This is a genomic window from Intestinimonas sp. RTP31139st1_F5_RTP31139_211217 (assembly GCF_040226735.1).
In the GTDB taxonomy this organism is placed as follows: domain Bacteria; phylum Bacillota; class Clostridia; order Oscillospirales; family Oscillospiraceae; genus Intestinimonas; species Intestinimonas butyriciproducens.
The window spans coordinates 1-23,832 of record NZ_JBCOAQ010000031.1 but is presented as its reverse complement, the minus strand read 5'-3'; the positions used below and the strand labels follow the sequence as shown (position 1 = coordinate 23,832).

24 protein-coding genes are annotated in these 23,832 nt (G+C 64.1%); 21 read left to right on the top strand and 3 right to left on the bottom strand.

Features of this window, described 5'->3' with window-relative positions; all coding sequences use genetic code 11:
* The first annotated feature begins 127 nt into the window (after nucleotides 1-127).
* From ABUA09_RS14650 to ABUA09_RS14605, 10 genes are all read left to right on the top strand, one after another.
* Complete coding sequence (locus ABUA09_RS14650; RefSeq protein ID WP_033117020.1) at nucleotides 128-466, top strand: DRTGG domain-containing protein; 339 nt, start codon at nucleotides 128-130, stop codon at nucleotides 464-466.
* A gap of 4 nt (nucleotides 467-470) precedes the next feature.
* Entirely contained in the window at nucleotides 471-899 is a 429-nt protein-coding gene (locus ABUA09_RS14645; protein WP_033117019.1) for an ATP-binding protein, read from the top strand.
* Between the two features lie 60 nt (nucleotides 900-959).
* On the top strand, nucleotides 960-2,315 hold the full coding sequence (locus ABUA09_RS14640; protein WP_052082563.1) for a [Fe-Fe] hydrogenase large subunit C-terminal domain-containing protein: 1,356 nt from the start codon (nucleotides 960-962) through the stop codon (nucleotides 2,313-2,315).
* Entirely contained in the window at nucleotides 2,312-2,641 is a 330-nt protein-coding gene (locus tag ABUA09_RS14635; RefSeq protein WP_279202230.1) for a DRTGG domain-containing protein, read from the top strand. Before ABUA09_RS14640 ends, ABUA09_RS14635 begins: the two co-directional genes overlap by 4 nt.
* Nucleotides 2,642-2,655: 14 nt before the next feature.
* Nucleotides 2,656-3,399, top strand: coding sequence for a PHP domain-containing protein (locus ABUA09_RS14630; protein ID WP_349949449.1), 744 nt, complete (start codon nucleotides 2,656-2,658; stop codon nucleotides 3,397-3,399).
* A gap of 439 nt (nucleotides 3,400-3,838) precedes the next feature.
* Nucleotides 3,839-4,333 carry an NADH-quinone oxidoreductase subunit NuoE gene (nuoE, locus tag ABUA09_RS14625; protein ID WP_033117017.1) on the top strand — a complete coding sequence of 165 codons (495 nt, stop codon included), beginning with the start codon at nucleotides 3,839-3,841 and terminating at the stop codon, nucleotides 4,331-4,333.
* A 142-nt stretch (nucleotides 4,334-4,475) separates the two neighbouring features.
* Nucleotides 4,476-5,066 carry an ATP-binding protein gene (locus ABUA09_RS14620; RefSeq protein ID WP_195614369.1) on the top strand — a complete coding sequence of 197 codons (591 nt, stop codon included), beginning with the start codon at nucleotides 4,476-4,478 and terminating at the stop codon, nucleotides 5,064-5,066.
* A complete protein-coding gene (locus ABUA09_RS14615; RefSeq protein ID WP_195614370.1) occupies nucleotides 5,063-5,431 on the top strand; it encodes a (2Fe-2S) ferredoxin domain-containing protein in 369 nt (122 codons plus the stop codon). The genes ABUA09_RS14620 and ABUA09_RS14615 overlap by 4 nt, the downstream gene beginning before the upstream one ends.
* 15 nt (nucleotides 5,432-5,446) lie before the next feature.
* A complete protein-coding gene (locus ABUA09_RS14610; protein ID WP_075705124.1) occupies nucleotides 5,447-7,246 on the top strand; it encodes an NADH-quinone oxidoreductase subunit NuoF in 1,800 nt (599 codons plus the stop codon).
* A 15-nt stretch (nucleotides 7,247-7,261) separates the two neighbouring features.
* Nucleotides 7,262-9,028: an NADH-dependent [FeFe] hydrogenase, group A6 gene (locus ABUA09_RS14605; protein ID WP_058116923.1), complete on the top strand. Its 1,767-nt coding sequence runs from the start codon at nucleotides 7,262-7,264 to the stop codon at nucleotides 9,026-9,028.
* A gap of 110 nt (nucleotides 9,029-9,138) precedes the next feature.
* Here ABUA09_RS14605 and ABUA09_RS14600 read toward each other — a convergent pair whose 3' ends face one another.
* The 3 genes from ABUA09_RS14600 to ABUA09_RS14590 form a co-directional block, all read right to left on the bottom strand.
* Entirely contained in the window at nucleotides 9,139-9,903 is a 765-nt protein-coding gene (locus tag ABUA09_RS14600; protein WP_349949448.1) for a ferredoxin-like domain-containing protein, read from the bottom strand.
* Between the two features lie 126 nt (nucleotides 9,904-10,029).
* Nucleotides 10,030-10,581 carry a helix-turn-helix domain-containing protein gene (locus ABUA09_RS14595; protein ID WP_058116924.1) on the bottom strand — a complete coding sequence of 184 codons (552 nt, stop codon included), beginning with the start codon at nucleotides 10,579-10,581 and terminating at the stop codon, nucleotides 10,030-10,032.
* Between the two features lie 32 nt (nucleotides 10,582-10,613).
* The gene (locus ABUA09_RS14590; protein WP_195614372.1) at nucleotides 10,614-11,462 is read right to left on the bottom strand and encodes a Crp/Fnr family transcriptional regulator; all 849 of its coding nucleotides are present in this window, start codon (nucleotides 11,460-11,462) and stop codon (nucleotides 10,614-10,616) included.
* A 239-nt stretch (nucleotides 11,463-11,701) separates the two neighbouring features.
* On the opposite strand from ABUA09_RS14590, the gene ABUA09_RS14585 reads away from it, so the two are divergent.
* From ABUA09_RS14585 to ABUA09_RS14535, 11 genes are all read left to right on the top strand, one after another.
* Nucleotides 11,702-12,322, top strand: coding sequence for an amidohydrolase family protein (locus tag ABUA09_RS14585; RefSeq protein ID WP_275077680.1), 621 nt, complete (start codon nucleotides 11,702-11,704; stop codon nucleotides 12,320-12,322).
* A 10-nt stretch (nucleotides 12,323-12,332) separates the two neighbouring features.
* A complete protein-coding gene (locus ABUA09_RS14580) occupies nucleotides 12,333-14,153 on the top strand; it encodes an amidohydrolase (protein WP_279202235.1) in 1,821 nt (606 codons plus the stop codon).
* A gap of 303 nt (nucleotides 14,154-14,456) precedes the next feature.
* A complete protein-coding gene (locus tag ABUA09_RS14575) occupies nucleotides 14,457-15,281 on the top strand; it encodes a purine-nucleoside phosphorylase (RefSeq protein ID WP_058116925.1) in 825 nt (274 codons plus the stop codon).
* An 18-nt stretch (nucleotides 15,282-15,299) separates the two neighbouring features.
* Entirely contained in the window at nucleotides 15,300-16,598 is a 1,299-nt protein-coding gene (locus ABUA09_RS14570) for an amidohydrolase family protein (protein ID WP_058116926.1), read from the top strand.
* Nucleotides 16,599-16,633: 35 nt separating this feature from the next.
* A complete protein-coding gene (locus tag ABUA09_RS14565; RefSeq protein WP_349949447.1) occupies nucleotides 16,634-18,256 on the top strand; it encodes a putative polysaccharide biosynthesis protein in 1,623 nt (540 codons plus the stop codon).
* A gap of 41 nt (nucleotides 18,257-18,297) precedes the next feature.
* Entirely contained in the window at nucleotides 18,298-19,092 is a 795-nt protein-coding gene (mazG, locus tag ABUA09_RS14560; protein ID WP_058116928.1) for a nucleoside triphosphate pyrophosphohydrolase, read from the top strand.
* A 108-nt stretch (nucleotides 19,093-19,200) separates the two neighbouring features.
* On the top strand, nucleotides 19,201-19,476 hold the full coding sequence (gene hbs / locus ABUA09_RS14555) for a non-specific DNA-binding protein Hbs (protein WP_058116929.1): 276 nt from the start codon (nucleotides 19,201-19,203) through the stop codon (nucleotides 19,474-19,476).
* 432 nt (nucleotides 19,477-19,908) lie between these two features.
* On the top strand, nucleotides 19,909-20,148 hold the full coding sequence (locus tag ABUA09_RS14550) for an RNA-binding S4 domain-containing protein (RefSeq protein WP_033119144.1): 240 nt from the start codon (nucleotides 19,909-19,911) through the stop codon (nucleotides 20,146-20,148).
* A 4-nt stretch (nucleotides 20,149-20,152) separates the two neighbouring features.
* Complete coding sequence (locus ABUA09_RS14545) at nucleotides 20,153-21,337, top strand: cation diffusion facilitator family transporter (protein ID WP_195607720.1); 1,185 nt, start codon at nucleotides 20,153-20,155, stop codon at nucleotides 21,335-21,337.
* Between the two features lie 140 nt (nucleotides 21,338-21,477).
* The gene (locus ABUA09_RS14540) at nucleotides 21,478-22,170 is read left to right on the top strand and encodes a response regulator transcription factor (protein WP_033119127.1); all 693 of its coding nucleotides are present in this window, start codon (nucleotides 21,478-21,480) and stop codon (nucleotides 22,168-22,170) included.
* A 62-nt stretch (nucleotides 22,171-22,232) separates the two neighbouring features.
* Nucleotides 22,233-23,645 carry a sensor histidine kinase gene (locus ABUA09_RS14535; protein ID WP_227152169.1) on the top strand — a complete coding sequence of 471 codons (1,413 nt, stop codon included), beginning with the start codon at nucleotides 22,233-22,235 and terminating at the stop codon, nucleotides 23,643-23,645.
* The last annotated feature ends 187 nt before the right edge of the window (nucleotides 23,646-23,832 follow it).

Genomic DNA, 23,832 nt, shown 5'->3' with positions numbered 1-23,832 from the left:
CTCCCCGGCGCCCGTCCGGGGAGGAGAAAAAAGTCTTTCCCAACCGGCGGCGCTTGTGATAAAATAACAGACGAAGTAAAGCGCCCTCCGCCGGGGACCGGGGCGGGCGCCGAAAGGGGAAACGTCTATGTATCTGTACGAGATCAAGGAGGCGTTGAACGCGCGGGTCCTCTCGGGGGAGGAGCATCTGGACCGGGAGGTGAAATCCGCCTGCGCCAGCGATTTTATGAGCGACGTGCTGGCTTATGTCAAGGACCAGAGCCTGCTCATCACCGGTATGGTCAACCCCCAGGTGGTGCGTACGGCGGAGATGATGGATATGAAGTGCATCATTTTCGTCCGGGGCAAGGTGCCCGGAGAGGACATCCTGGAGCTGGCCCGGGAGCGGGACATCGTGGTCATGAGCTCCGCCATCCGTATGTTCATCGCCTGCGGCCTGCTCTACAGCAGGGGACTGGAAGGCTGAGGGCATGGGGGACCTGAAGCTGACCTATCAGGTGGACGGCGGCGATCTGGTCCAGGCCGGAGAGGCCTCCAGCCAGATGAAGATGACCCTGAAGAAGCTGGGGCTGCCGCCGGAGATCATCCGCAAGGCCTCGGTGTGCATGTACGAGGGCGAGATCAATATGGTCATCCACGCCGACGGGGGCCGGGTGGAAGTGGAGGTGGGCATGGACGCCATCACCATCCGCCTCATCGACCAGGGCCCCGGCATTCCCGATGTGGACCGGGCGATGGAGGAGGGCTACTCTACCGCTGGGGACGTGGCCCGGGACCTGGGGTTCGGGGCCGGAATGGGCCTGCCCAACATGAAGCGGTACTCCGACGAAATGCGCATCGACACCACGGTGGGGGTGGGCACCACGGTGACCATGCGGATCGATATCAACAACGGCTGACGGCGGGACGGCCGTGCCCACAGGGCGCCCGTTTCGATTTCAACCAGGGGGTGAGGATTTATGATGAAGCACTCGGTCATCCTGGAGTATAAGCGCTGTCGGGGCTGTACCACCTGCATCAAAAACTGCCCGACTGAGGCCGTGCGGGTCCGCAGCGGCAAGGCCACCATCCTCAATGAGCGGTGCATCGACTGCGGCAAGTGCATCCAGGTGTGCCCGCACAAGGCGGTCAAATCCGTCAGCGACAGCCTGGACAAGCTGGAGCAGTACAAATACCGGGTGGCCCTGCCCGACCCGGCCCTCTACGGGCAGTTCCAGCATCTGGACGACATCGACATCGTGCTCAACGGCCTGCTGGAGATCGGCTTCCAGAAGGTCTTTGAGACCGCCAAGGCGGCGGAGATCCTCTCCGACTACGCCAGGCACGCCATCAGCAGCGGAGAGCCCCGGGTCATGCCCCAGGTCTCCTCCGCCTGCCCCACCATCATGCGGCTCATCCGCATGCGCTTTCCCAAGCTGATCCCCAACATTGCCGCCACGGTGACGCCGGTGGAACTGGCCGCCATCCTGGCCCGACGGGAGGCGGAGGCCGAGACCGGCCTGCCGCCGGAGGAGATCGGGGTCTTTTCCATCGTGCCCTGCTCCTCCCAGGTGACGGCGGCCCACAGCCCTGAGGGACTCCAGAAGCCGGTGCTGGACGGCGCCTTCGCCATTCGGGACATCTACCTGCGCCTGCTGGGCCCCATGAAGGACCTCCAGAAGGTGAAGCCCCTCTCCTCGGCGGGCATCATGGGGGTGGGCTGGGCCTTCTGCGGGGGAGAGTCCGCCGCCCGGCTGGGCGAGCGGTACCTGGCCGTGGACGGCATTGAAAATTGTATCCGCATGCTGGAGGAGATCGAGGACGGCCGCCTGCCGGAGGCGGATTTCATCGAGCTGTGCGCCTGCACCCAGGGCTGCGTGGGGGGGTGCCTCACGGTGGAGAACCCCTACGGGGCCCGGATGCGGATCAAGCGGCTGATGAAGGGCCTGCCCGTCTCCCGCAGCCGGTATGATTTCCGGGGCGGGGACCGGGACCTGGTAAAGATCGACCAGGAGCTCCAATATGTGCCGGCCTTCCGGCTGGATCAGGACCGATCGGTGGCCCTGGAAAAGCTCCTCAAGATCGACGAGCTAGAGCGGAGTCTGCCGGGCCTGGACTGCGGCTCCTGCGGCGCCCCCTCCTGTCACGCCCTGGCCGAGGACGTGGTGCTGGGGAGGGCCAGCATGGAGGACTGCATCTTCAAGGTCCGGGAGCGCATGCAGTACATGGCGGGCAGCGGCGATGCCGACGAATATCTGCCCGCCCCCTTCCGGCAGCGGCGCTCCGCCGCCCGCCGCGCCGCGGAGAAAGAATCAGAGGGAGGTTCCGAGATTTGAATGTAAGAGAGCTGGCCCATGTGATGGCCTTGACAGAATTTACCATGCCCGAGCCCGACCGGGAGGTGAACGGGGGCTATGTGGGAGACCTTCTGTCCTGGGTGATGGGCAGGGCCCAGGCGGGCAACGCCTGGCTCACTATCATGTCCAATCAGAACGTGGCCGCCGTGGCGCTGATGGCCGAGGTGGCCTGCGTGGTGCTCACCGAGGGCGTAGTCCCGGACGAGACCCTGCGCCAGCGGGCCGAGCAGCAGAATATCAACATCCTGGGCACTAAGCTGTCCACGTTCGACGCGGCGTCGGTGCTCAAGCAGCTCCTGCGGTAGCGCGAGGCGGCGGCGTGTCTGAAAAGGAAGGTGCCAGAGGTATCAACTTACATTTCGATTTTCACTTTCACTCCTGCCTCTCCCCCTGTGGGGACGAGGCTATGACGCCTGCCACCATCGCCGGCATGTGCAAGCTCTCCGGGCTGGACGCCGCGGCCCTCACCGACCACAATACCTGCGGCAATTGCGCCGCCTTTTGCCAGGCCGCCGAGGCTTACGGGCTGCTGGCCCTGCCGGGCATGGAGCTGTGCACGCGGGAGGAGGTCCATATAGTGTGCGTATTCCCGGACCTGGAGCGGGCCGGCGCCTTTCAGGAGGAGGTGTACCGCAGCCTGGGGGAGGCCCGCAACGACCCGGCTATTTTCGGCCGTCAGCTCTATCTGGACGCCGACGACCGTGTGCTGGGCGAGGAGCCCCGGCTGCTGGCGGGGGCGACCGCCATCGGCGTCTACGAGGTGCCCGCCCTGGTGGAGCGGTACGGCGGGGCGGCCTGGCCCGCCCATATCGACCGGTCGTCCTTCTCGCTCCTGTCCAATCTGGGCCTGTGGGACCCGGGACTGGGCTTTTCCCTGGCCGAGGTGTCCCGGAACTGCCCCCCTGACTTTGTGTCGGGCAGGCGGGACCTGCGGGGCGTGCCTACCATCACGGGCTGTGACGCCCACTATCTGGAGCAGATCTCAGATGCCGGGCAGGTTATGGAGGTCCCCGCCCGGTCCCGGGAGGCAGTGCTGGCCTGGCTGCGCCGGGGCGGCGCGTGAAAGAACCGGCAGCGCAGCCCGAAAGGCCCGGCCCCGCTTGGCGGTCCCCGTCCGGAACAGGGGAAGTTACGGTAACAGATGCACTCAGAGATGGGTGCATCTTTTTTGCCGGTGAAGTGGGAAATTGAGCGTATTTTAACTGGAATATTTTGAAGGAGGGCGGTGCTGCCTCAGGGGCAAAGACCAGTCGGCAGAGGGGTCCGGCAGCCCGGGCGGCCGGGCAGGGACAAAATAAAATTTGCCCGGAGTTCAATTCGCCTAAAAAAAGAGTTGAGCCTTGGGGGATTCTGCATTACAATATAAAGGATTGAATCGACCGACGGGTGGGTTCATGGGAAAACGCCGGCCAGAACGGGCACACGAGGGACCGGGAACGGGGCGCGATTTGGGATGGGAGCCCCGGAAAGGCCGGCATCGGGACAAAAGGAGGAACGCGAATATGCCAAATGTGAAAACCGTCGTCCCCTACGCCGGGACGGAGGAGCAGGAGGAGCGCCTGCGGGAGGTCATCCGGACGCACAAGGGGCAGCCCGGCGCCACCATGCCGGTGCTGCAGGCGGCGCAGGAGATTTTCGGCTACCTGCCCGAGGAGGTCCAGATCATGGTGGCGGAGGGGCTGGACATCCCCCTCACCGAGGTCTATGGGGTGGCCTCGTTTTACGCCCAGTTTACGCTCAACCCCAAGGGGAAGTATCAGATCAGTCTGTGCCTGGGCACGGCCTGCTACGTAAAGGGCGCCTCCGATATTTTGGAAGCGGTCCAGCAGCGCCTGGGTATCAAGCCCGGCTCCATCACGCCGGACGGAAAGTTCTCTCTGGACGCCTGCCGCTGTATCGGCGCCTGCGGCCTGGCCCCTGTTATGATGATCAACAACGATGTGTACGGCCGCCTTACGGTGGATCAGGTGGGGAGTATTCTGGATAAGTATGAATAAGAAGCGCGGAGAAGCCGGAGCAGGGAGGCAGTGAGCCCCGCAGACGGCGTCAGGACAAGACCGCGCCGCTCTGTTTCCCGCAGAAGCGGAAAACTGCCGCATTTGCGAGGACGAGCCGGACCACAGGGGGAGGGGAAGAGATATGAAAGAGCTCTCGCTCCACATGCTGGATATCGCCCAAAATTCCATTGCCGCCGGCGCCGGACACATGGACCTGGCGGTGGAGGAAACGGGCGGGCGCATCATCCTCACCGCGGCGGACGACGGGCGCGGCATGCCGCCCGAGCTCCTGGCCACCGTCGCCGACCCATTCACCACCACCCGCGCCACCCGAAAGGTGGGGCTGGGCCTGCCCCTTCTGCGTATGGCGGCCGAGATGACCGGCGGACATATGGACATAGAGAGCACCCTGGGCGTGGGGACCACCGTCACCGCTGTTTTCCACGCCGGGCACATCGACTGTCCGCCCCTGGGAGATGTGGCCGCCACCATATCCCTGCTGGCCCAGGGCCTGCCGGAGCATATGGATTTTACTTACATCCACAGGACCCGGCAGGGAGAGTTCCGCTTTGACACGGCGGAGATCCGCTCTATACTGGGGCCGGAGGTGCCTCTCTCGGAGCCGGAGGTGGCCCGGTGGGTGAAGGAATATGTGGAAGAAGGAGAAACGCGTGTGCAGTGCGCACACGGCGAGGAAAAGAGAACACAGGACATTGGGGGAGTGAAGTCATGAAAAGTTTGGAAGAACTCAGAGCCATCCGCGAAAGGATGAAGAAACAGATCGACCTGCGGGAAAACAGCGAGGATAATATCCGCGTCGTGGTAGGCATGGCCACCTGCGGCATCGCCGCCGGAGCGCGGCCCGTGCTGACCGCCTTCCTGGAGGAGGTGGCCAAACGGGAGCTCAAGAACGTCACCGTGACCCAGACCGGCTGCATCGGCGTGTGCCGCCTGGAGCCCATCGCCGAGGTATACGTGCCCGGCGAGGAGAAGGTCACCTATGTGAAGCTGACCCCGGAGATGGTGCCCCGCATCGTCTCCGAGCACCTGGTCAACCACAACCCCGTGGCCGAGTACACCATCGGCGCGGCGGAGTAAGGGGAGGAGTTACAGATGAATTTTGTCCGTTCCCATATCCTGGTCTGCACCGGCACCGGCTGCTCCTCCTCCAACAGTCCCAAGATCATTGAGGCCTTTGAGCGGGAGCTGAAGGCCCAGGGCATGGAGCAGGAGGCACGGGTGGTCAAGACCGGCTGTTTTGGACTGTGCGCCATGGGCCCGGTGGTCCTCGTCTATCCCGAGGGGGCTTTTTACACCCACGTGACCCCGGACGACGCGGCGGAGATCGTCTCCGAGCACATCGTCAAGGGCCGCATCGTCCAGCGGCTGCTGCACAAGGAGGGGGACACCGCCGAAAAGGTGACCAGTCTCTCCGACACCAAGTTCTATAAGAATCAGTTCCGCATCGCACTGCGCAACTGCGGCGTCATCAACCCCGAGAACATCGACGAGTACATCGGCACCGGCGGGTATGAGGCCCTGGGCCGCGCCCTCACCCAGCAGACCCCCCAGCAGGTCATCGACGCCATCCTGGCCTCCGGGCTCCGGGGCCGCGGCGGCGCGGGCTTCCCCACCGGGCGCAAGTGGCAGATGACCCACGACGCGGTGAGCCCCGACGGGGTGAAATTCGTCTGCTGCAACGCCGACGAGGGCGATCCGGGCGCGTTCATGGACCGCTCCGTGCTGGAGGGCGACCCCCACAGCGTCATCGAGGCCATGACCATCGCCGGCTACGCCATCGGCGCCCACCAGGGCTACATCTATGTCCGCGCCGAGTATCCCATCGCCGTCCACCGCCTTCAGGTGGCCATCGGGCAGGCCAAGGAGTACGGCCTGCTGGGGGAGAACATCTTTGACACCGGCTTCAGCTTCGACCTGGAGCTGCGCCTGGGCGCCGGCGCCTTCGTCTGCGGCGAGGAGACCGCCCTCATGACCAGCATCGAGGGCAAGCGGGGTGAGCCCCATCCCCGTCCGCCCTTCCCCGCCAACAAGGGCCTCTTTGAGCGCCCCACCCTCCTCAACAACGTGGAGACTTACGCCAATATCACTTGGATTCTCAACAATGGCCCGGACAAATTCGCCGCCATCGGCACCAAGGGATCCACCGGCACCAAGGTATTCGCCCTGGGCGGGAAGATCGCCAACACGGGCCTTGTGGAGATCCCCATGGGCACCCCCCTGCGCACCGTCATCGAGGACATCGGCGGCGGCTGTCCCAACGGGAAAAAGTTTAAGGCCGCCCAGACCGGCGGCCCCTCCGGCGGATGCATCCCCGCCTCCCTCATCGACACCCCCATGGATTACGACTCCCTGGGGGCCATCGGCTCCATGATGGGTTCCGGCGGGCTCATCGTCATGGATGAGGACAACTGCATGGTGGATATCGCCAAGTTTTTCCTGGAGTTCATCATCGACGAGTCCTGCGGCAAGTGTTCCCCCTGCCGCATCGGCACCAAGCGGCTCTACGACCTGCTGACCAAGATCACCGAGGGCAACGGCACTCTGGAGGACCTCACCACCATCGAGGAGCTGTGCGAGCACATCAAGCAGTCCGCCCTGTGCGGCCTGGGGCAGACGGCCCCCAACCCTGTGCTCAGCACCCTGCACCACTTCCGGGACGAGTACATCGCCCATGTGGTGGAGAAGCGCTGTCCCGCCGGAGTGTGCAAGAACCTCCTCCACTTTGTCATCGATCCGGGCAAGTGCAAGGGCTGCACCCTCTGCGCCAAGAACTGCCCGGCCAACGCCATCATGGGCGCGGTGAAGGCCCCCCACGTCATCGACCCCAATAAGTGCATCAAGTGCGGCGCGTGTATGGACAACTGCCGCTTTGGCGCCATTTCCAAGCATTAAGGAGGGGAGAAGAAGATGGAACAGAAAATGGTAACCCTGAAAATCAACGACATCCCGGTGACCGTCCCCGAGGGGACCACCGTCCTGGAGGCGGCCCGCAACGCCGGCATTAAGATCCCTTCCCTCTGCTTCCTCAAGGGGGTCAATGAGATCGGCGCCTGCCGCATTTGCGTGGTGGAGGTGAAGGGGGCCAAGAGCCTGGTGGCCTCCTGCGTCTATCCTGTGAGCGAGGGCATGGAGGTCCAGACCAACACCGAGCGGGTGCGCCACTCCCGTCAGCTCACCCTGGAGCTCATCCTGTCCAACCACCGCATGGACTGCCTCACCTGCGCCCGGAACGCCCACTGTGAACTGCGGGAGCTGGCCGCCGAGCTGGGCATCGACGCTGTGCGCTACGCCAACGACGAGCTGCTGCCCCGGATCGAGGATTCCGCCCCCCACCTGGTCCGGGACAACTCCAAGTGCGTCCTGTGCCGCCGCTGCACCGCCGTGTGCCGCAAATATCAGGAGGTGGGGGTCATCGGCCCCAATGACCGGGGCTTTTCCACCCACATCGGCTGCGCCTTCGACCGGGACCTCTCCGAGGTGGACTGCGTCTCCTGCGGCCAGTGCATCGTGGCCTGCCCCACTGGCGCCCTCTCCGAGAAGGACGATACCGCCAAGGTCTGGGCCGCCCTCAACGACCCCGCCAAGCACGTGGTGGTAGGCCCCGCCCCCTCCGTCCGGGTGACCCTGGGCGAGTGCTTCAAAATGCCCATCGGCACCAACGTGGAGGGCAAGATGGTCTCCGCCCTCCGCCGCCTGGGCTTCGACAAGGTCTTTGACGTGGACAACGCCGCCGACTTCACCATTATGGAGGAGGGCACGGAGTTTCTGGCGCGCATGAAGGAGGGGGGCGTCCTGCCCATGATCACCTCCTGCTCCCCCGGCTGGATCCGCTACTGTGAGCAGCACTACCCCGACCTGCTGCCCAATCTCTCCACCTGCAAGTCCCCCCAGCAGATGTTCGGTGCCCTGGTGAAGAGCTACTATGCCGAGAAGGCGGGTATTGACCCCAAGGATATCGTGGTGGTCTCCGTCATGCCTTGTACCGCCAAGAAATATGAGGTCCAGCGGGAGGAGCAGCGCATGGCCAACGGCTGTATGCCTGTGGACATCTCCATCACCACCCGGGAGCTTGCCCGCATGATCCAGCGGGCAGGCATCCTCTTCGACCACCTGCCCGAGGGGCAGTTCGATCCCATGCTGGGCCTGAGCACCGGCGCCTCCGTGATTTTCGGCGCGTCCGGCGGCGTGATGGAGGCCGCCCTGCGTACTGTGGTGGAGGTGGTCACCGGCGGCGAGATGAAGCCCCTGGAGTTCCACGAGGTCCGCGGTATGGAGGGCATCAAGGAGGCGGTTTACGAGCTGCCCGGCAGGACCGTCCGGGTCTGCGCGGCCTCCGGCCTCCACAACGCCAAAACAGTGCTGGACGGCGTGAAAAACGGCACCTTGCACTACGATTTCATCGAGTTCATGGCCTGCCCCGGCGGCTGCATCAACGGCGGCGGGCAGCCCCTCCAGAGCGCGGAGGTCCGCTCCTTCACCGACATCAAGGCGCTGCGGGCCGCCGCCCTCTACCGGCAGGACGAGGCCATGCCCATCCGCAAGAGCCATGAGAACCCGGTGCTCCAGGCCGTCTATCAGGATTACCTGGGTGAGCCCGGCGGCCACAGAGCCCACGAGCTGCTCCATTGCACCTATGTGCCCCAGAAGCGATACCGCACCGAGAACAAATTCTAAGAAGAACCCAGACGGGAAAAGAAAGACCCTGCGCGCCGCGGAAGCGGCGCGCAGGGCCTTTCGCTTGCGCTGAAGAAGGGAGGGGCCGTGGAAAAGCGGGAAGGGGACGATTACGGCCTTTGTTTGAGCGGGGCGGCAAGAATGGCCTCCCTCCGCGCCGGTAGACCGTCTCCCTCCAGCGCGGAGAGAAGGGCCGCCGTGCCCAGCCGGTCGATGGCCGCGCCCAGGCGCTCCCTCTGAAAGGCGTTTTCCCGGAACCACAGCAGGGTCTTTTCCAGAAGGGGGAGGATCTCCTCCTGTTCCACCAGCCTGGGCAGCGGGTCGCCCACCCGGGTGTGCCGGCCCCAGGTGCCGCCCACGTAGATCTGGTAGCGCACGCCCTCGGGCGTGCGGCGGCCCTCTATGCCGAAGTCATTGAGGCTGGGCTTGATACAACTGTTGGGGCAGCCGCCCACGGCGATTTTGAACTTGTGGGGCAGGGCCACCTTGTCCCAGCCCAGATAGTACCGCTGGTGGATTTCGCGGCCCAGGGCCTGGGTGTCGTAACTGCCGAATACGCAGGTGGTTCCCTTGCAGGCCGTCACGGGGCGGACCTTGGCACCTGTGCCGCCGAAGCGCAGCCCCAGGGCCTCACCGAAGGCGATCGCCTGGTCGATCTGTTCATAGGGGATACCTACGATCTCCAGCGTCATACGGGTGGTGGGGGCCACTTTCCCGTTGCCGAACCGGGCGGCAAGCTCCGCCGCTGCGGCGAGTTCTTCAACGGTGAACACCCCGCCGACCGGGACGATCCGTCCGGAAAAGAGCTCCGTGCCGCGGTTGCGCAAAAAGCCAAGGGCCTTTACCCTGGCGATGTCTGTCTGTGTCAGTGCCATATTACTCTGGTCTCCATTTCTTGTGTAGCATTTCCCACCGTGCCTGTGCCGGGGACGCGCACTATTATAGGACAGATCTTTCCTGCTGGCAAGGGGGCGTGTCGGAGGGCATGCGAGAGGGCGGGCTCATTGGTCCGGGGCGGGGGAGGACGCGCGCCTGTCTCGCAGCCGCTTGAGAACGGGAGAACAGAGAACGGCGGCTCCGGCAAGGAGGAGTACCCCACAGAGCGCAAACAGCCACTCGAGATGATTTGTTTTCAAAAACCCCCAGAGGCCGGTATAGACTCGCGTCCATTCCACACCCGCCGGAGAGATGGAATAGACGCAGGGGAATGCCGAGCTGAGGATCCCCAGAAGGAGCATGCCGAGCAGGGAGACGCTGACGGCGCAGACTCCGGCGGCCGTGCGGAGAACGGCCCAGGAGGCGGGACGGCGCGCCTGGCCGGAGGGGCGGCCGGCCCATGTGGCGTCGCTGCTTTCAAAGGCATCGTCCAGAAGATAGTCCGCGGAGACCGCGAACAGCTTGCTCAGACGCAGAATGTTCACCGCGTCAGGGACGGCGCTGCCGGATTCCCACTTCGAGAGCGCCTGCCTGGATACGCCGATCTGCTCGGCCAGCCGCTCCTGTGTCCAACCCTTTTCTTTTCTGAGACGGTATAGCTTTTCACCAAAGGTCATCCTAAATTCCTCCTGTGCCCGATTTTACCTGCTCATTCTATCACGGGGACCGGAGCGGGTCTATCAAGCCGGGGCGGCAGATATGCAACGAAACGTGACATTGAGGGAAACGGAGGGCGGGATGGCGGCGGCAGAGAGGGACTGCCGCATGGGCCTGGGCCCATCAGGCGCCCCTGTCCCGACAGCGCTCCAGCGCGGCGATGTCCCGGAGGAGCACGAGGCCCTTCCGCTTTGTAAGCACACCTTGCCGGGCCAGCTCCCCCCATGCACTGGCTCACCGCTACCCGGGAGACCCCCAGCAGGTCGGCCATCTCCTGGTGGGTAAAGGGGATGGTGAGCAAGATACCCTCCGGCTCCGGCCTGCCGTGCTGCTCGGACAGGGAGAGCAGGGCCTGGGCGACGCGGGCACGGAGGTCCAGAAAGCTGTCCATGGCCAGCAGGCGGGCCAGCACCTGGCCCTTGCGGGCCTCCACCTGAAAGACTTGCAGGGCCAGGGCGGGGGACGCCTCCACCCGGCGGCGGAACACCGGGGCCGGGATGCGGAAGAGGCGGCACTGCGTTACCGTCACGGCCCGGAAGTCATGGCTCCCGCCGAACATGGCCCCCGCCTCCCCAATGGTCATCCCGGCGGAGACGATATAGATGGCCCGCTTCTTCCCGCTGGCATGGCAGCACTCCAGCAGGACCCGCCCCTCCAAGATGAGAAACATCTCATCCGAGGGGGCACCCTGCTGGTAGAGGGCGGTCCCCCTGGGAAGCGTTTCGGGGTGGAGGCCCTCTGTGAGCCCGCCCCAGTCCATGCCCCGGGCCGTCAGCCAGGGGGAGAGGGGAAGCCGCTGGCCCAGCGGCTCCTCCCTGGGGCTGGTTTTCAAAGGATCCATGACAGACCCCCCTTTTGTAGCAGAAAAGAGTCGGCTGGTCTGCCTCCATTTTTGCAGAATAGGCACCGTTTGTAAAGTGGTTGACAGAAAAAAGTTGTGATGATTTGTATAATATCACAGAAAGGTCCGGCGCGGACCCGGGGATTTATGGAAAAATGGAACAAGAAGGGAGAGAGCGGAACACAAAGCGGAGCCCCCAGCGTATCTTTATCATGGAACTAAGGGAGGAACCAACAGAGATGACAGGAAAAAGATTTGGACGCGTGCTGGCCATAGTGCTGGCGCTGACCATGCTGGCAGGCATGGTCCCGGCCTTTGCCGCCGGAGAGACCGCTGAGAGCGTGTATGTAAACGGCAACATCTATACCATGGACGACGACAACCCTCACGCCACCGCCATGGCCATCCGGGGGGACAAACTCCTTTATGTGGGCGACAAGGCGGGCGCGGAGGCCTATTATATCAGCGGCGTCACCAAGGTCGTCGATCTCCAGGGGCAGACCGTGCTGCCCGGCCTCATCGAGGGACACATGCATGTGCCGAATCTGGGCCAGAGCATGCTGATGATCGACGCTTTCTGGAAGCCCAAGGAGGTCATCCTCCAGGCCGTCAAGGAGGCCGCCGAGGCGGCCCAGCCGGGAGAGTGGATCCAGGGCCGGGGCTGGATGAACACCGTCTGGGCCGACGACTCCTTCCCCACCAAGGAGGAGCTGGACGCCGTGGCCCCCAACAACCCCGTCTCCCTCCAGCGGGCCGACGCCCATATGTTCTGGTTCAACTCCATGGCCCTGGACATGGCCGGGATTACCAAGGACACCCCCAATCCCCAATCCCCAGGGCGGAGAGATCCTGAAGACTGAGGACGGCGAGGTGCTGGGCTGTCTGACCGACACCGCTGCCTCCATCGTCCGCAGCATCATCCCCGCCTGGACCGATGATCAGCTGAAACAGGCATCCCTCCTGGCCCAGGAGCAGCTGTTCTCCTACGGCTTCACCTCCGCGCTGGACGCCGGCGTCTCGGTCCATCAACTGGACCTCTACAAGGAGCTTTATGAGGACGGCGCCCTGAAGCTGCGCCTCTATCCCCTCATCATGCTCTCCTCCACCGAGGGCGCGGAAGCCGACTATATCCGCACCACCTCCCCCACCGGTATGCTGTATGACGACCATCTCCACGTGGCCGGCGTGAAGATTATCGGCGACGGCTCCCTGGGCGCCCGCAGCTCCGCCATGCTGGAGGACTACTCCGACCGCGCCGGCTACAAGGGCGAGTACCGCTTCACCGATGAGGAGGCCTATCAGGTCATCAAGCTGGCCTATGACAACGGCTATCAGACCGGCGTCCACGCCATCGGCGACGGCACCAACCACCAGGTTCTGGACGTGTATGAGCGCCTGATGCAGGAAAATCCCCGGGAGGACCCCCGGATGCGCATTGAGCACTTCCAGATCGTCACCCCCGACGACATCGACCGGGCCATCGAGTTGGGCGTGCTGCCCGCCATGCAGTTCACCCACGCCACCTCCGACTGGCTGATGGCCGAGGACCGGGTGGGCTCCGAGCGCATCAAGAGCTCCTATGCCTGGCGCACCATCATCGACAAGGGCTCCATCATCGTCGGCGGCTCCGACGCCCCGGTGGAGCTGGTCAACCCCTACCACGGCCTGTATGCCGGCGTCACCCGTATGGACAAGGACTGCCAGCCGGAGGGCGGCTGGTACGCCAATGAGAAGGTCACTCGGGAGGAGGCCCTGAAGGCCTTCACCCTCTGGGCCGCCTACGGCCAGTTCGAAGAGGACATCAAGGGCTCCCTGGAGGCCGGAAAGCTGGCCGACTTCGTGGTGATCGACCGGGACTACATGACCTGTCCCGAGACCGACATCAAGGACATCCAGGCCCTGATGACCGTCTCCGGCGGCGAGGTGGTCTACACCAGGGACATCTCCGTCCCCACCGTCACCTGGCAGGGCAAGCCCATCACCTTCAACGCCGACCTGCTGGTGGAAAACGGCACCATCTCCGTCCCCGTAGGCGACGTGGTCAGCTTTATCGGCGCCTCCCTGGAAAAGAAGGACGGCCAGGCCGCCGTGACCTATGGGGAGAAATCCGTCTCCCTGCCGCTCCGGACCGTGGGTGGCGTGGACTATGTGGGGGTCCGCCCCCTCTTCGAGGGCATTGGCTACTCCGTCACCTGGTGCCAGAGCAGCATGACCGCCTCCACCAGCCGGATGAGCGCCGCTGAGGCGGCCGAGCCCGCCGCCGGAGAGAAACCGGTGGACGAGTACAGCTTCGGGCTGGGCAATTTCGATGGCACCGTAGGCGCCTTCTGCGACGTGATCATGACCGGGACGAAGGACCTGGCCTTCAGCGACCCCTTCTACCCCGAGGATGAGCCTGTGCTCACCCCCTATGTGGCCAAAAAGTGTGAAAACTACGGTGTGAAGTATTACATCGACAAGGACCTGTTGCTGACCAAGCTCTTTGCCTCCGTGGACATGGACGGGGCGTGGGTGTATATCCTCTATCAGGACGACGCCGTGTTGGACGCCTACCTGGCCCTGAAGGCGGAGGAGAAGGAATACATTGCGGCGGGGACCTACACCGAGGAGGTCCAGGTGGATCTGGCCACCCGGTACGGCAAGCTGATGGGGTACAGCGACGAACACATTGCCGAGAGCATCGGCGCGTAGACGCGTTTTCCACCGTCCCGGCCGAATGCCACACTTGCGGCCTGAGAAGTGTTTTTCTGACGCGCGTGTCGCCGGAAAAACAAATGGGATCTGATTCCGTCACCTGCGGGCGACGGAACTCTGCGAGGCTCTTACATAAAATCCAGGGCATACATCCTTTTTTGACAGACTGCGCCCCCGCCTCCCAGAGGGAGGCGGGGGCCGTTTTTTCGCGTTCCGGCGCTTTCCTTGCTTTTTTTCCATGCCTGGTGTAAAATGCCTGTGACTGACCAAAGCTAGTATGGATCAAGGAGGGCTTTTATCATGCAGTATACCTTTGCCCAGTATCAGGAGAGCGCGGACTTCATCCGCGCCAAGATCGGCTCCTTTGCCCCCAAGGTCGCCATGGTCCTGGGCTCCGGCCTGGGCTTCCTGGGCGACGAGGTGGAGGACCCCATCTGTGTCTCCTACCGCGATATCCCCCATTTTAAGGCGTCCACCGCCCCCGGACACAAGGGCCGGCTGGTCTTCGGCACCCTGCGGGGCCGGAATGTGGCCGTCATGCAGGGCCGGATGCACCACTACGAGGGATATTCCTATGAGGAGGTGGGCTACGCCGTCCGGGTGCTGCGCCTGCTGGGGTGCGACACCCTGGTGGTCACCAACGCCGCCGGCGGGGTCAATCTGGACTTCCAGGCCGGGGACCTGATGCTCATCACCGACCACATCAAAATTTTCATGGAGTCTCCGCTGCGGGGGGAGAATCTCCCCGCGTTCGGCCCCCGGTTCCCCGACGCCTCCCACCTCTATACCCCCGCCCTGCAGGAGGTGGCCCGGACCGCCGCCAGGGATCTGGGCATCCCGCTGCGGGAGGGCGTGTATATGTACTTCCCCGGGCCCCAGTATGAGACACCGGCGGAGGTCCGCTTTGCCCGGGTGGCCGGGGCCGACGCGGTAGGCATGTCCACCGCTCCCGAGGTCATTGTGGCCGGACACTGCGGGATGCAGGTGCTGGGCTTCACTCTGGTATCCAATCTGGCCGCCGGCATCCTGGACCAGCCCCTCTCCGAGCAGGAGGTGCTGGACGCGGCCGAGGCCTGCAAGGATAAGTTTTCCAGGCTGGTGCTGGCCTGCCTGGAGCGCATCTGACCGGGGAGGGATGAGAGTATGGCAACCATGATCTACAACGTTACCGCCGTGCTGATGGACGGGGGACATACCGTGCTGCCGGGGGCCTATGTGGTGGTGGACGGCCACAGGATCACCGACTTCGGCGCCCAGCGGCCTCAGGGCTTTACGGGCAAGTGCATCGACGGCAAGGGGGGCATCCTCATGCCCGGTCTGGTGAACGCCCACACCCACGTGCCCATGACCGCCATGCGGGGCTACGGAGACGGCCACGACCTGCACGAATGGCTGAACCAGTATATTTTCCCGGTGGAGGCCAAGTGGGACGACCGTGCCGTCCGGGCCTGCGCCGCCCTGGGCCTTGCGGAGATGATCTCCTCCGGCGTCACCTGCATCGCCGACATGTATATGCACACCGACGCCGTCCTCCGGGAGGTGGACGCCGCCGGCCTGAGCGCCAACGTCTGCTGCGGCGGCGTACAGTTTGAGGAAACCTTCGACCCGGAGAAGAATCATGACTGCATCGTGCAGAGGGAGCTCACCGAGAAGTGGCATGGCAGGGATGACGGGCGCATCCGGGTGGACGCCTCCCTCCACGCGGAGTACACGTCCCGGGAGGGCCTGTGCCGGTGGATGGCCCGGTTTGCCGCCGACCACGGACTGGGCATGCATGTCCATCTCTCCGAGACCCGGAAGGAGCATGAGGAGTGCAAGCTCCGCCACGGCGGGCTGACCCCGGCCGCCTATCTGGCCGGGCTTGGCGTCTTTGACGTGCGGGCCATCGCCGCCCACTGCGTCTGGACCACCCCCGAGGACTGGGCCCTGCTGGCGGAAAAGGGGGTTTCGGCGGTCTACAATCCGGTGTCCAACCTGAAGTTGGGCTCCGGGGTGGCGCCGGTGGTGGACCTCAGGGGGGCAGGGGTCAACGTGGCCCTGGGCACCGACGGCGTCTCCTCCAACAACTGCACCGATTTCTTCGGAGACCTGAAGCTGGCCGCCATCCTCCAGAACGGCGTCCGCCACGACCCCATGGCCCTCACCGCGTGGGACGCCCTGGAGATGGCCACCGTCAACGGCGGAAAGGCCCTGGGCCGCAAGACCGGGCGCATTGAGAAGGGGTATGACGCCGACCTCATCCTTCTGGACGCCGAGGCCGTCAACCTCATCCCCTGTCACGACGCGGCCAACAATCTGGCCTACGCCGCCCACGGCTCCAACGTGGTGATGAATATGGCCCGGGGCAAGGTCATATACAAAAATGGGGAGTTTCTCACCATCGACATCGAGCGGGTGAAAAAAGAGGTGGAGGGGTACGCCCTGCCGCTGCTGTTCGGCTGAGTCTGCGCCGCGCCCCACAATCCATGCGAAAGGCTGTGCGCCCATTGGGTAATCGAGAAAAGAAAAGCACCTTCTTCGGCGGCGCCGCCATTCTGGCGGCGGGCATCGCCATCGTCAAGCTCATCGGAGCCGTCTACAAGATCCCTCTGGGCAATATCCTGGGGGACGAGGGCTTCGGCCACTTCAACAACGCCTATGTGATCTACAATCTGCTGCTGATGGTGTCCACGGCGGGCCTGCCTGTGGCCCTCTCCAAAACCATCTCCGAGGCCAACGCCCTGGGCCGGAGGAACCAGGTGCATCGGGTGTTCAACGTGGCGCTGGTCACCTTCTTCCTCCTGGGGGCGGTGAGCTTTGCCGTCATGTTCCTCTTTGCCCAGCCCCTGGCCGATCTGCAGGGAGACGGCATGGCGGTTTACGCCGTCCAGGCCATCGCGCCCGCCTGTTTCTTCGTGTGTGTCCTCTCCACCTTCCGGGGGTATGCCCAGGGGCACTCCAACATGGTGCCCACCGCCGTGTCCCAGATCATCGAGGCCCTGGGCAAGCTTATCATCGGCTTGGCCCTGGCCTGGTTTTTGGTGCAGCAGGGCATGTCCTCCGCCTTCTCCGCCGCGGGGGCCATCTTCGGCGTGACATGCGGGGCGGGCATCTGCCTCATCTATCTCATCGCCGACCACGTCCGCCGCCGCAGAAGCGAGACGGGACGGCTGGACGACGCGCCGGAGGACCACGGCGTCATCCTGAAAAAGCTGATGGTCATCGCCGTGCCCATCACCCTCTGCGCCTCCGTTACCCCCATCACCTCCTGGCTGGACACCGCACAGGTGCAGAACATCCTGCGGGACATCATGGGGGCCCAGCCTGCCGAGTGGTATGAGGCCCAGAGTGTGGTGGACCCGGTGGTGGCGGCCTACGGCGCCTATCAGAAGGCCATCACCATCTATAACCTGCCCTCCTCCTTCATGGTGGCCATCACCGCCAGCGTGGTCCCCGCCATCGCCGCCTGCCGGGCCCGGCGGGATCTTGTGGGGGCGGGCCGCATCGCCGAATCCTCCATGCGGGTGGGCATGCTGCTGGCGCTGCCGGCCGGGATCGGGCTGCTGGCCCTGGCCGGGCCCATCATGCAGCTGCTCTATCCTACCACCGATCACGCCATCGCCGACCCCTCCATGATGCTCCTCGGGCTGGCGTCCATCTTCGTGTGCATTATGCTGGTGTGCAACTCCGTGCTCCAGGCCAGCGGCTTTGTGAATCTGCCCATCGTCATCATGGTGGCGGGCTGCGCCGCCAAGCTCATCGTCAATAACTTCATGGTGCGCAGTGTGGGCGCCGTGGGCGCCGCGGTGGGTACCCTGGTGTGCTACATCATCGTGGCCGTGCTGGAGCTGGCCCTCATCAAGCGGGTCATCCCCGCCGTGCCCAGCTATGGCCGGGTCTTTGTCAAGCCGGCGGCGGCGGCGGCCGTCATGGGACTGGCGGTCTGGGCCGTCTACGGACTGCTCGACCGCTTCCTGGGCAATACCCTCTCCACCCTGGGCGCCATCTGTGTGGGCGTGCTGGTCTACGCCGTTTTGGTGGTCGCGCTGAGAACAATTTCCAGGGAAGACCTTTCGCTGATGCCCAAGGGGGATAAAATTGCTAAGATTTTGCGTCTTTAAGGCAGTTTTATCAAAAAATAGCTTGCAGAAGGGTTGAAAATATGATAGATTTTGAAAAGAAGTCCTCTTACGGGGTGGAGGACCTGCGGGAGATCGTCCGCATCCTGCGGGCGCCCGGCGGATGTCCCTGGGACCGGGAGCAGGACCATCACTCCATCCGGCGCAATCTGCTGGAGGAGGCCTATGAGGCCGCCGAGGCCATCGACGAGGGAAACCCCGAGCACCTGCAGGAGGAGCTGGGGGACGTTCTGCTGCAAGTCGTCTTTCATGCGCGCATGGAGGAGGAGCAGGGGGGCTTCGATCTGGACGATGTGGCCGACGGCATCTGTAAGAAGCTCATCTACCGCCATCCCCATGTGTTCGGGGATGTGACCGTCTCCGGCAGCGGAGAGGTGCTCCAGAACTGGGAGGAACTCAAAAAGAGGGAAAAGCACCAGACCACGGCCGCGGACGGCGTGGATTCCGTGGCCCGGAGCCTGCCCGGCCTGTGGCGGGCGGAAAAGATCCAGAAGAAGGCCGCCAAGGTGGGCTTCGACTGGCCGGACGTCTCGGGCGCGCTGGAAAAGCTGCGCGAGGAGGCGGGAGAGCTGGAGGAGGCTGTCCGGGAGGACACCAACGTGGCGGAAGAGCTGGGCGATCTGTTGTTCGCCGCCGTCAATGTGGCCCGATTCGTAAAGGTGGACCCGGAGGACGCCCTGAGCATCGCCTGCGACAAGTTCGCGCGGCGGTTCCGCCAAGTGGAGGCATCGGCCGCCGCCCAGGGGAAGACTCTGGAGGAGATGACCCTGGCTGAGATGGACCGGCTCTGGGACGAGGCCAAAAAGCAGGAGGCTTAAAGGCCGGACGCGGGGGGATGGCTGCCATCCTTCGGCGCGGCTTTAAGTAATACAAAGGACGTGAACGATCTTTACGCCCGAGACTATCTTTAGGAGGAGTACCGCAAAATGAATAAAGCTGAACTGATCAATGCCGCGGCTGAGAAGGCCGGCCTATCCAAGAAGGACACGGAGAGCGCGGTCAATGCCGCTATCGAGGCAATTGTGGAATGTCTGGCCAACGATGACAAGGTGCAGCTGGTAGGGTTCGGCGCTTTTGAGGTGAAGAAGCGCGCCGAGCGCATCGGCCGTAATCCCAAGACCAAGGAGAGCATCAAGATCCCGGCCTCCAAGGTGCCTGTCTTTAAGCCTGGTAAGGCCCTGAAGGACGCCGTCGCGAAATAAGAAGCGCGCAGCGCCCGGGAGCAGGCGGGTAAGACCCGAAGCGGAGCAAACGGACCGGAGACGCCGAAGGCGGCGAAGGACGGCTTGCGGAGTCGGAGGGGCTTAGCCGCCGTCGCGGAGGGCGCGCAGCGTGACAGCCCGAAGCGCGCAGCGCCCGGGAGCAGGCACACAGTGAGCCGCGGAGACGAAAAAGCAGTTGGGCCGGAGGCCAAGGTGTTTTTCGCGGAGCGGGGAACAGTGTGCCGTTGTGGAGGGCGCGCAGCGCGACAGCCCAAAGCACGGAGGGCACGCCCCAAGGGGCCCCCGCGAAGCGGAGCTTCTTCCGGCGAGGGTACACTTGTGAATACGGCGGCTCCGGGGAGACCCGGGGCCGCTTTTGCATCCCGAGGGGGCGGTATGCCCGGCGGGAAAACTGATTCCGAGGTGATAAGCATGCGTTTGGACAAATGGCTCAAGGTATCCCGCCTCATCAAGCGGCGGACCGTGGCCAACGAGGCCTGCGACGGGCAGAGGGTGTCTGCCAACGGGCGGACGGTGAAGGCCTCTTACGATGTGAAGGTGGGGGACGTGCTGGAGTTCCGTTTCGGCGAGCGGGTGACCCGGGTGGAGGTCCTCTCGGTGGGCGAACACGTGGGGAAGGGCGAGGCCGCCGCCATGTACAAGGAGCTGTGAGGATATGACGAACTGGCTGGTCAAGACCTTTATCCGGGACGCGGGAAATGGGGAGGACCCCGCCGTCCGGCAGCGGTATGGGCTCCTCTCCGGAATCGTGGGCATCCTCCTCAATCTGTGCCTCTCGGCGGGGAAATTCCTGGCCGGCGTCCTCACCGGGAGCATCGCCGTCACGGCAGACGCCTTCAACAACCTCTCCGACGCGGGCTCCTCGGTGGTGACCCTGGCCGGCTTCCATATGGCGGCGAAAAAGGCCGACGACGATCACCCCTTTGGCCACGGGCGCATCGAGTACCTCTCCGGGCTTGTGGTGGCGGTGGCCATTCTGCTGGTGGGGCTGGAGCTGGTCAAGTCGTCCCTGGAGAAGATCCTGGCCCCCGAGGCGGTCTCCTTTTCCTGGCTGTCGGTGGGCATCCTTCTGGCCTCCATCCTGGTGAAGCTGTGGATGGCGGCCTTCAACAAGGACCTGAGCCGCCGCATCGGCTCCGCCGCTATGGCGGCCACGGCCACAGATTCCCTCTCCGACGTGGTTGCCACCTCCGCCGTGCTGCTGGGCACCCTGGTGGGCCGCTTCTCCGGGCTGCGGATCGACGGCTGGGTGGGGATTCTGGTGGCTGCGTTTATCCTCAGGGCGGGCTGGGGCGCGGCCAAGGACACCCTGGACCCCCTGCTGGGACAGAGCCCCGACCCCTCTCTGGTCCAGGGCGTCCAGGAGACCGTGCTCAGCCACCCGGAGATCACCGGTATCCATGACCTGGTGATCCACGACTACGGACCGGGGCGGTCCATGATGTCCCTACACGCCGAGGTGCCCATGGACGCGGATGTGCTGGAGGTACACGACATCATCGACAATGTGGAGCGGGAGCTCAAGGAAAAATTCCACACCGAGGCGGTCATACATATGGACCCCATCGCCACCCACGATCCCGCGGTCAACGCCATGCGGGGCCAGGTGGCGGGACTGGTGCGGGAGATCGATCCGGCCATGACCATACACGATTTCCGGATGACCGCCGGTCCAGACCATCAGAACCTGATCTTCGACACGGTGGTGCCCTATCAGTGCGCCCTCACCGACGAGGAGGTGAAGGCGGCCATCGCCCAAAAGGCCGGGGAGCTGGAGGGCGGACCTTACTTTACCGTGGTGTCCATCGACCGGGCCTACGCCGAGATGCCGGAGCCCTGAGCGGGTGGGCCCCGGGCCGCCGGGACGGAGAGCATTTACAAAAAATTCACCCACGGGGGTGAAAATCGGGTATAATGGTGGAGAATGGGGCGAGGCGTGTCCCCGCCCGCCGATGAGAATGAGAAAAGGCTGGTGATCCTATGCCGCGCAAGGTCCTGATCGTCGAGGACGACGGCAATATCGCGGAACTGCTACACCTCTATCTGGAGAAAGAGGGCTTTGAGACCCAGGTGGCCCCCGACGGCGGCAAGGGTGTGGAGCTCTTCCGCGCCTTCCGCCCCGACCTGGTTCTGCTGGACATCATGCTGCCCGTCATGGACGGCTGGTCCGTACTCAAGAAGATCCGGGAGTCCGACAAGACTCCCGTCATCATGCTCACCGCCAAGGGTGAGACCACGGACAAGGTCCAGGGCCTGGAGGGCGGGGCCGACGACTACATTGTCAAACCCTTCGAGATGAAGGAGGTCCTGGCCCGCATCCACGCCGTCCTCCGGCGCTACGGCGCAGAGGAGGGAAGCGAGGAGAAAAAGCTCAGCTTTGACAAGCTGGTGATCAATCTGGACTCCTACGAGCTGCTGGTAGACGGGCGGCGGGTGGATACGCCCCCCAAGGAGCTGGAGCTGCTCTACCACCTGGCCTCTTCCCCCAACCGGGTCTTTACCCGGAACCAGCTCCTGGACGAGGTGTGGGGCTTCGACTACTTCGGCGATTCCCGCACCGTGGATGTGCACATCAAGCGCCTGCGGGAAAAGCTGGAGGGCGTCTCGGAGCAGTGGAGCCTCAAGACCGTGTGGGGCGTGGGGTATAAATTTGAGGTCATCGAGCCCCAGTAACAGCCGGGGCGGGAAAGGGGGACTTCCCTCTGAAAAGTCTCTATAAGCGGCAGTTCGCCATCATGGCGGGCGTGATCCTGGTGTCTTTTGCGCTGCTGGGCGCGGCCTTTATCACCCTCTCTTACCGCTACACCGTCAGCGAACGCCAGAATTCCCTGCGACACAACGCCGACTACATCGCCGGGGTGGCCGGAGAGGCCATCACCAGCAGCGAGGAGCTGGGCGGCTTTTCCATGAAGGCCGCCCTCTTCCGGCCCACGGTAGAGGCCGTGGCGGAGGTGACGGACGCCTCCGTTCTCTTCACCATGCAGGACGGGCAGATCATCTATGCCGGGGACAGCACCGGGGAGCAGAGCGGCATGGTGGGACAATACATCCCTAGCGGCGTGGTGCAGACCATCTACACCACCGGCACCTTTGGGGCCATGAGCGACCTGGAGGGGATCTTTCCCGAAAAACGGTATGTGGCGGGGGCCCCTGTGCTGCTGCCCATCCAGGGCGGCCAGCAGGTGGTGGCTCTGGTCTTTGTCTCCGCCGAGGCCGGCAGCATCACCGAGATGTGGCGGGCCTTTGCCAACATCTTCCTCTTTACCGCCGTTGTAGTCATGCTGGTGGCCTTTATCACCAGTTCCGTCACCTCCCTCCGGATGACCCGGCCCCTCAAGGATATGGCGGAGGCCGTGCGGAAGTTCGGGCACGGGGAGTATGAGACCCGGGTGAGCTGCGGCGGCCGCTGCGACGAGGTGGGGGAGCTGGCCGAGGCCTTCAACGCCATGGCGGACAACATCGCCCAATCCGAGGCCCGGAGAAGTGAATTCGTGGCCAACATTTCCCATGAGCTCAAGACTCCCATGACCACAATCTCCGGCTTTGCCGAGGGCATCCTGGACGGCACCATTCCCCCCGACCGGGAGCGGGAGTATCTGAAGGTCATCTCCTCAGAGACCAAGCGCCTGTCCCGGCTGGTGCGGAAGATGCTGGACCTCTCCCGGCTCCAGTCCACCGAGTATGTCACCCCCCAGGAACAGTTCGACGTCTCCGAGGTCATGCTCCGGGTGTTGGTGAGCCTGGAGACCAAGATCAACGGCAAGCATCTGGATGTGGACACCCAGCTTCCGGATGATCCGGTCCAGGTCTGGGGCGATCCGGACGCCATCACCCAGGTGTGCTATAATCTGCTGGACAACGCCATCAAGTTCTCCTATGAGGAGAGCACTCTCGGCATCACAGTGACCACCCGGGCGGGCAAGGCCTATGTCTCGGTCCGCAACCACGGGGACACCATCCCGCCCGACGAGCTCCCCCTGGTCTTTGACCGCTTCCACAAGACGGACCACTCAAGAAGCGTGGACCGGGAGGGCGTGGGCCTGGGGCTCTATATTGTCAAGACTGTCCTCAACAACCACCACGAAAACATCACCGTGACCAGTGCGGACGGGGTGACAGAGTTCACCTTCACGCTGACGCTGGCGTAGGGGGCCGGCGGGCAGGATGTTTTCGCGACCCTGCGGAGCAGGGATGCGGCGCAAGCCGCCACAAGCGGTTTGGCCGAAGGCCAAAGCCTTGCCGCAGGGGCAATTGATTTGCCCCGAGGAAGAAAAAAGGGGCCCCCGCCCGGCGTGAAGCCGGGTGGGGCAAACATCCCCGTGACCCGTGCGGACC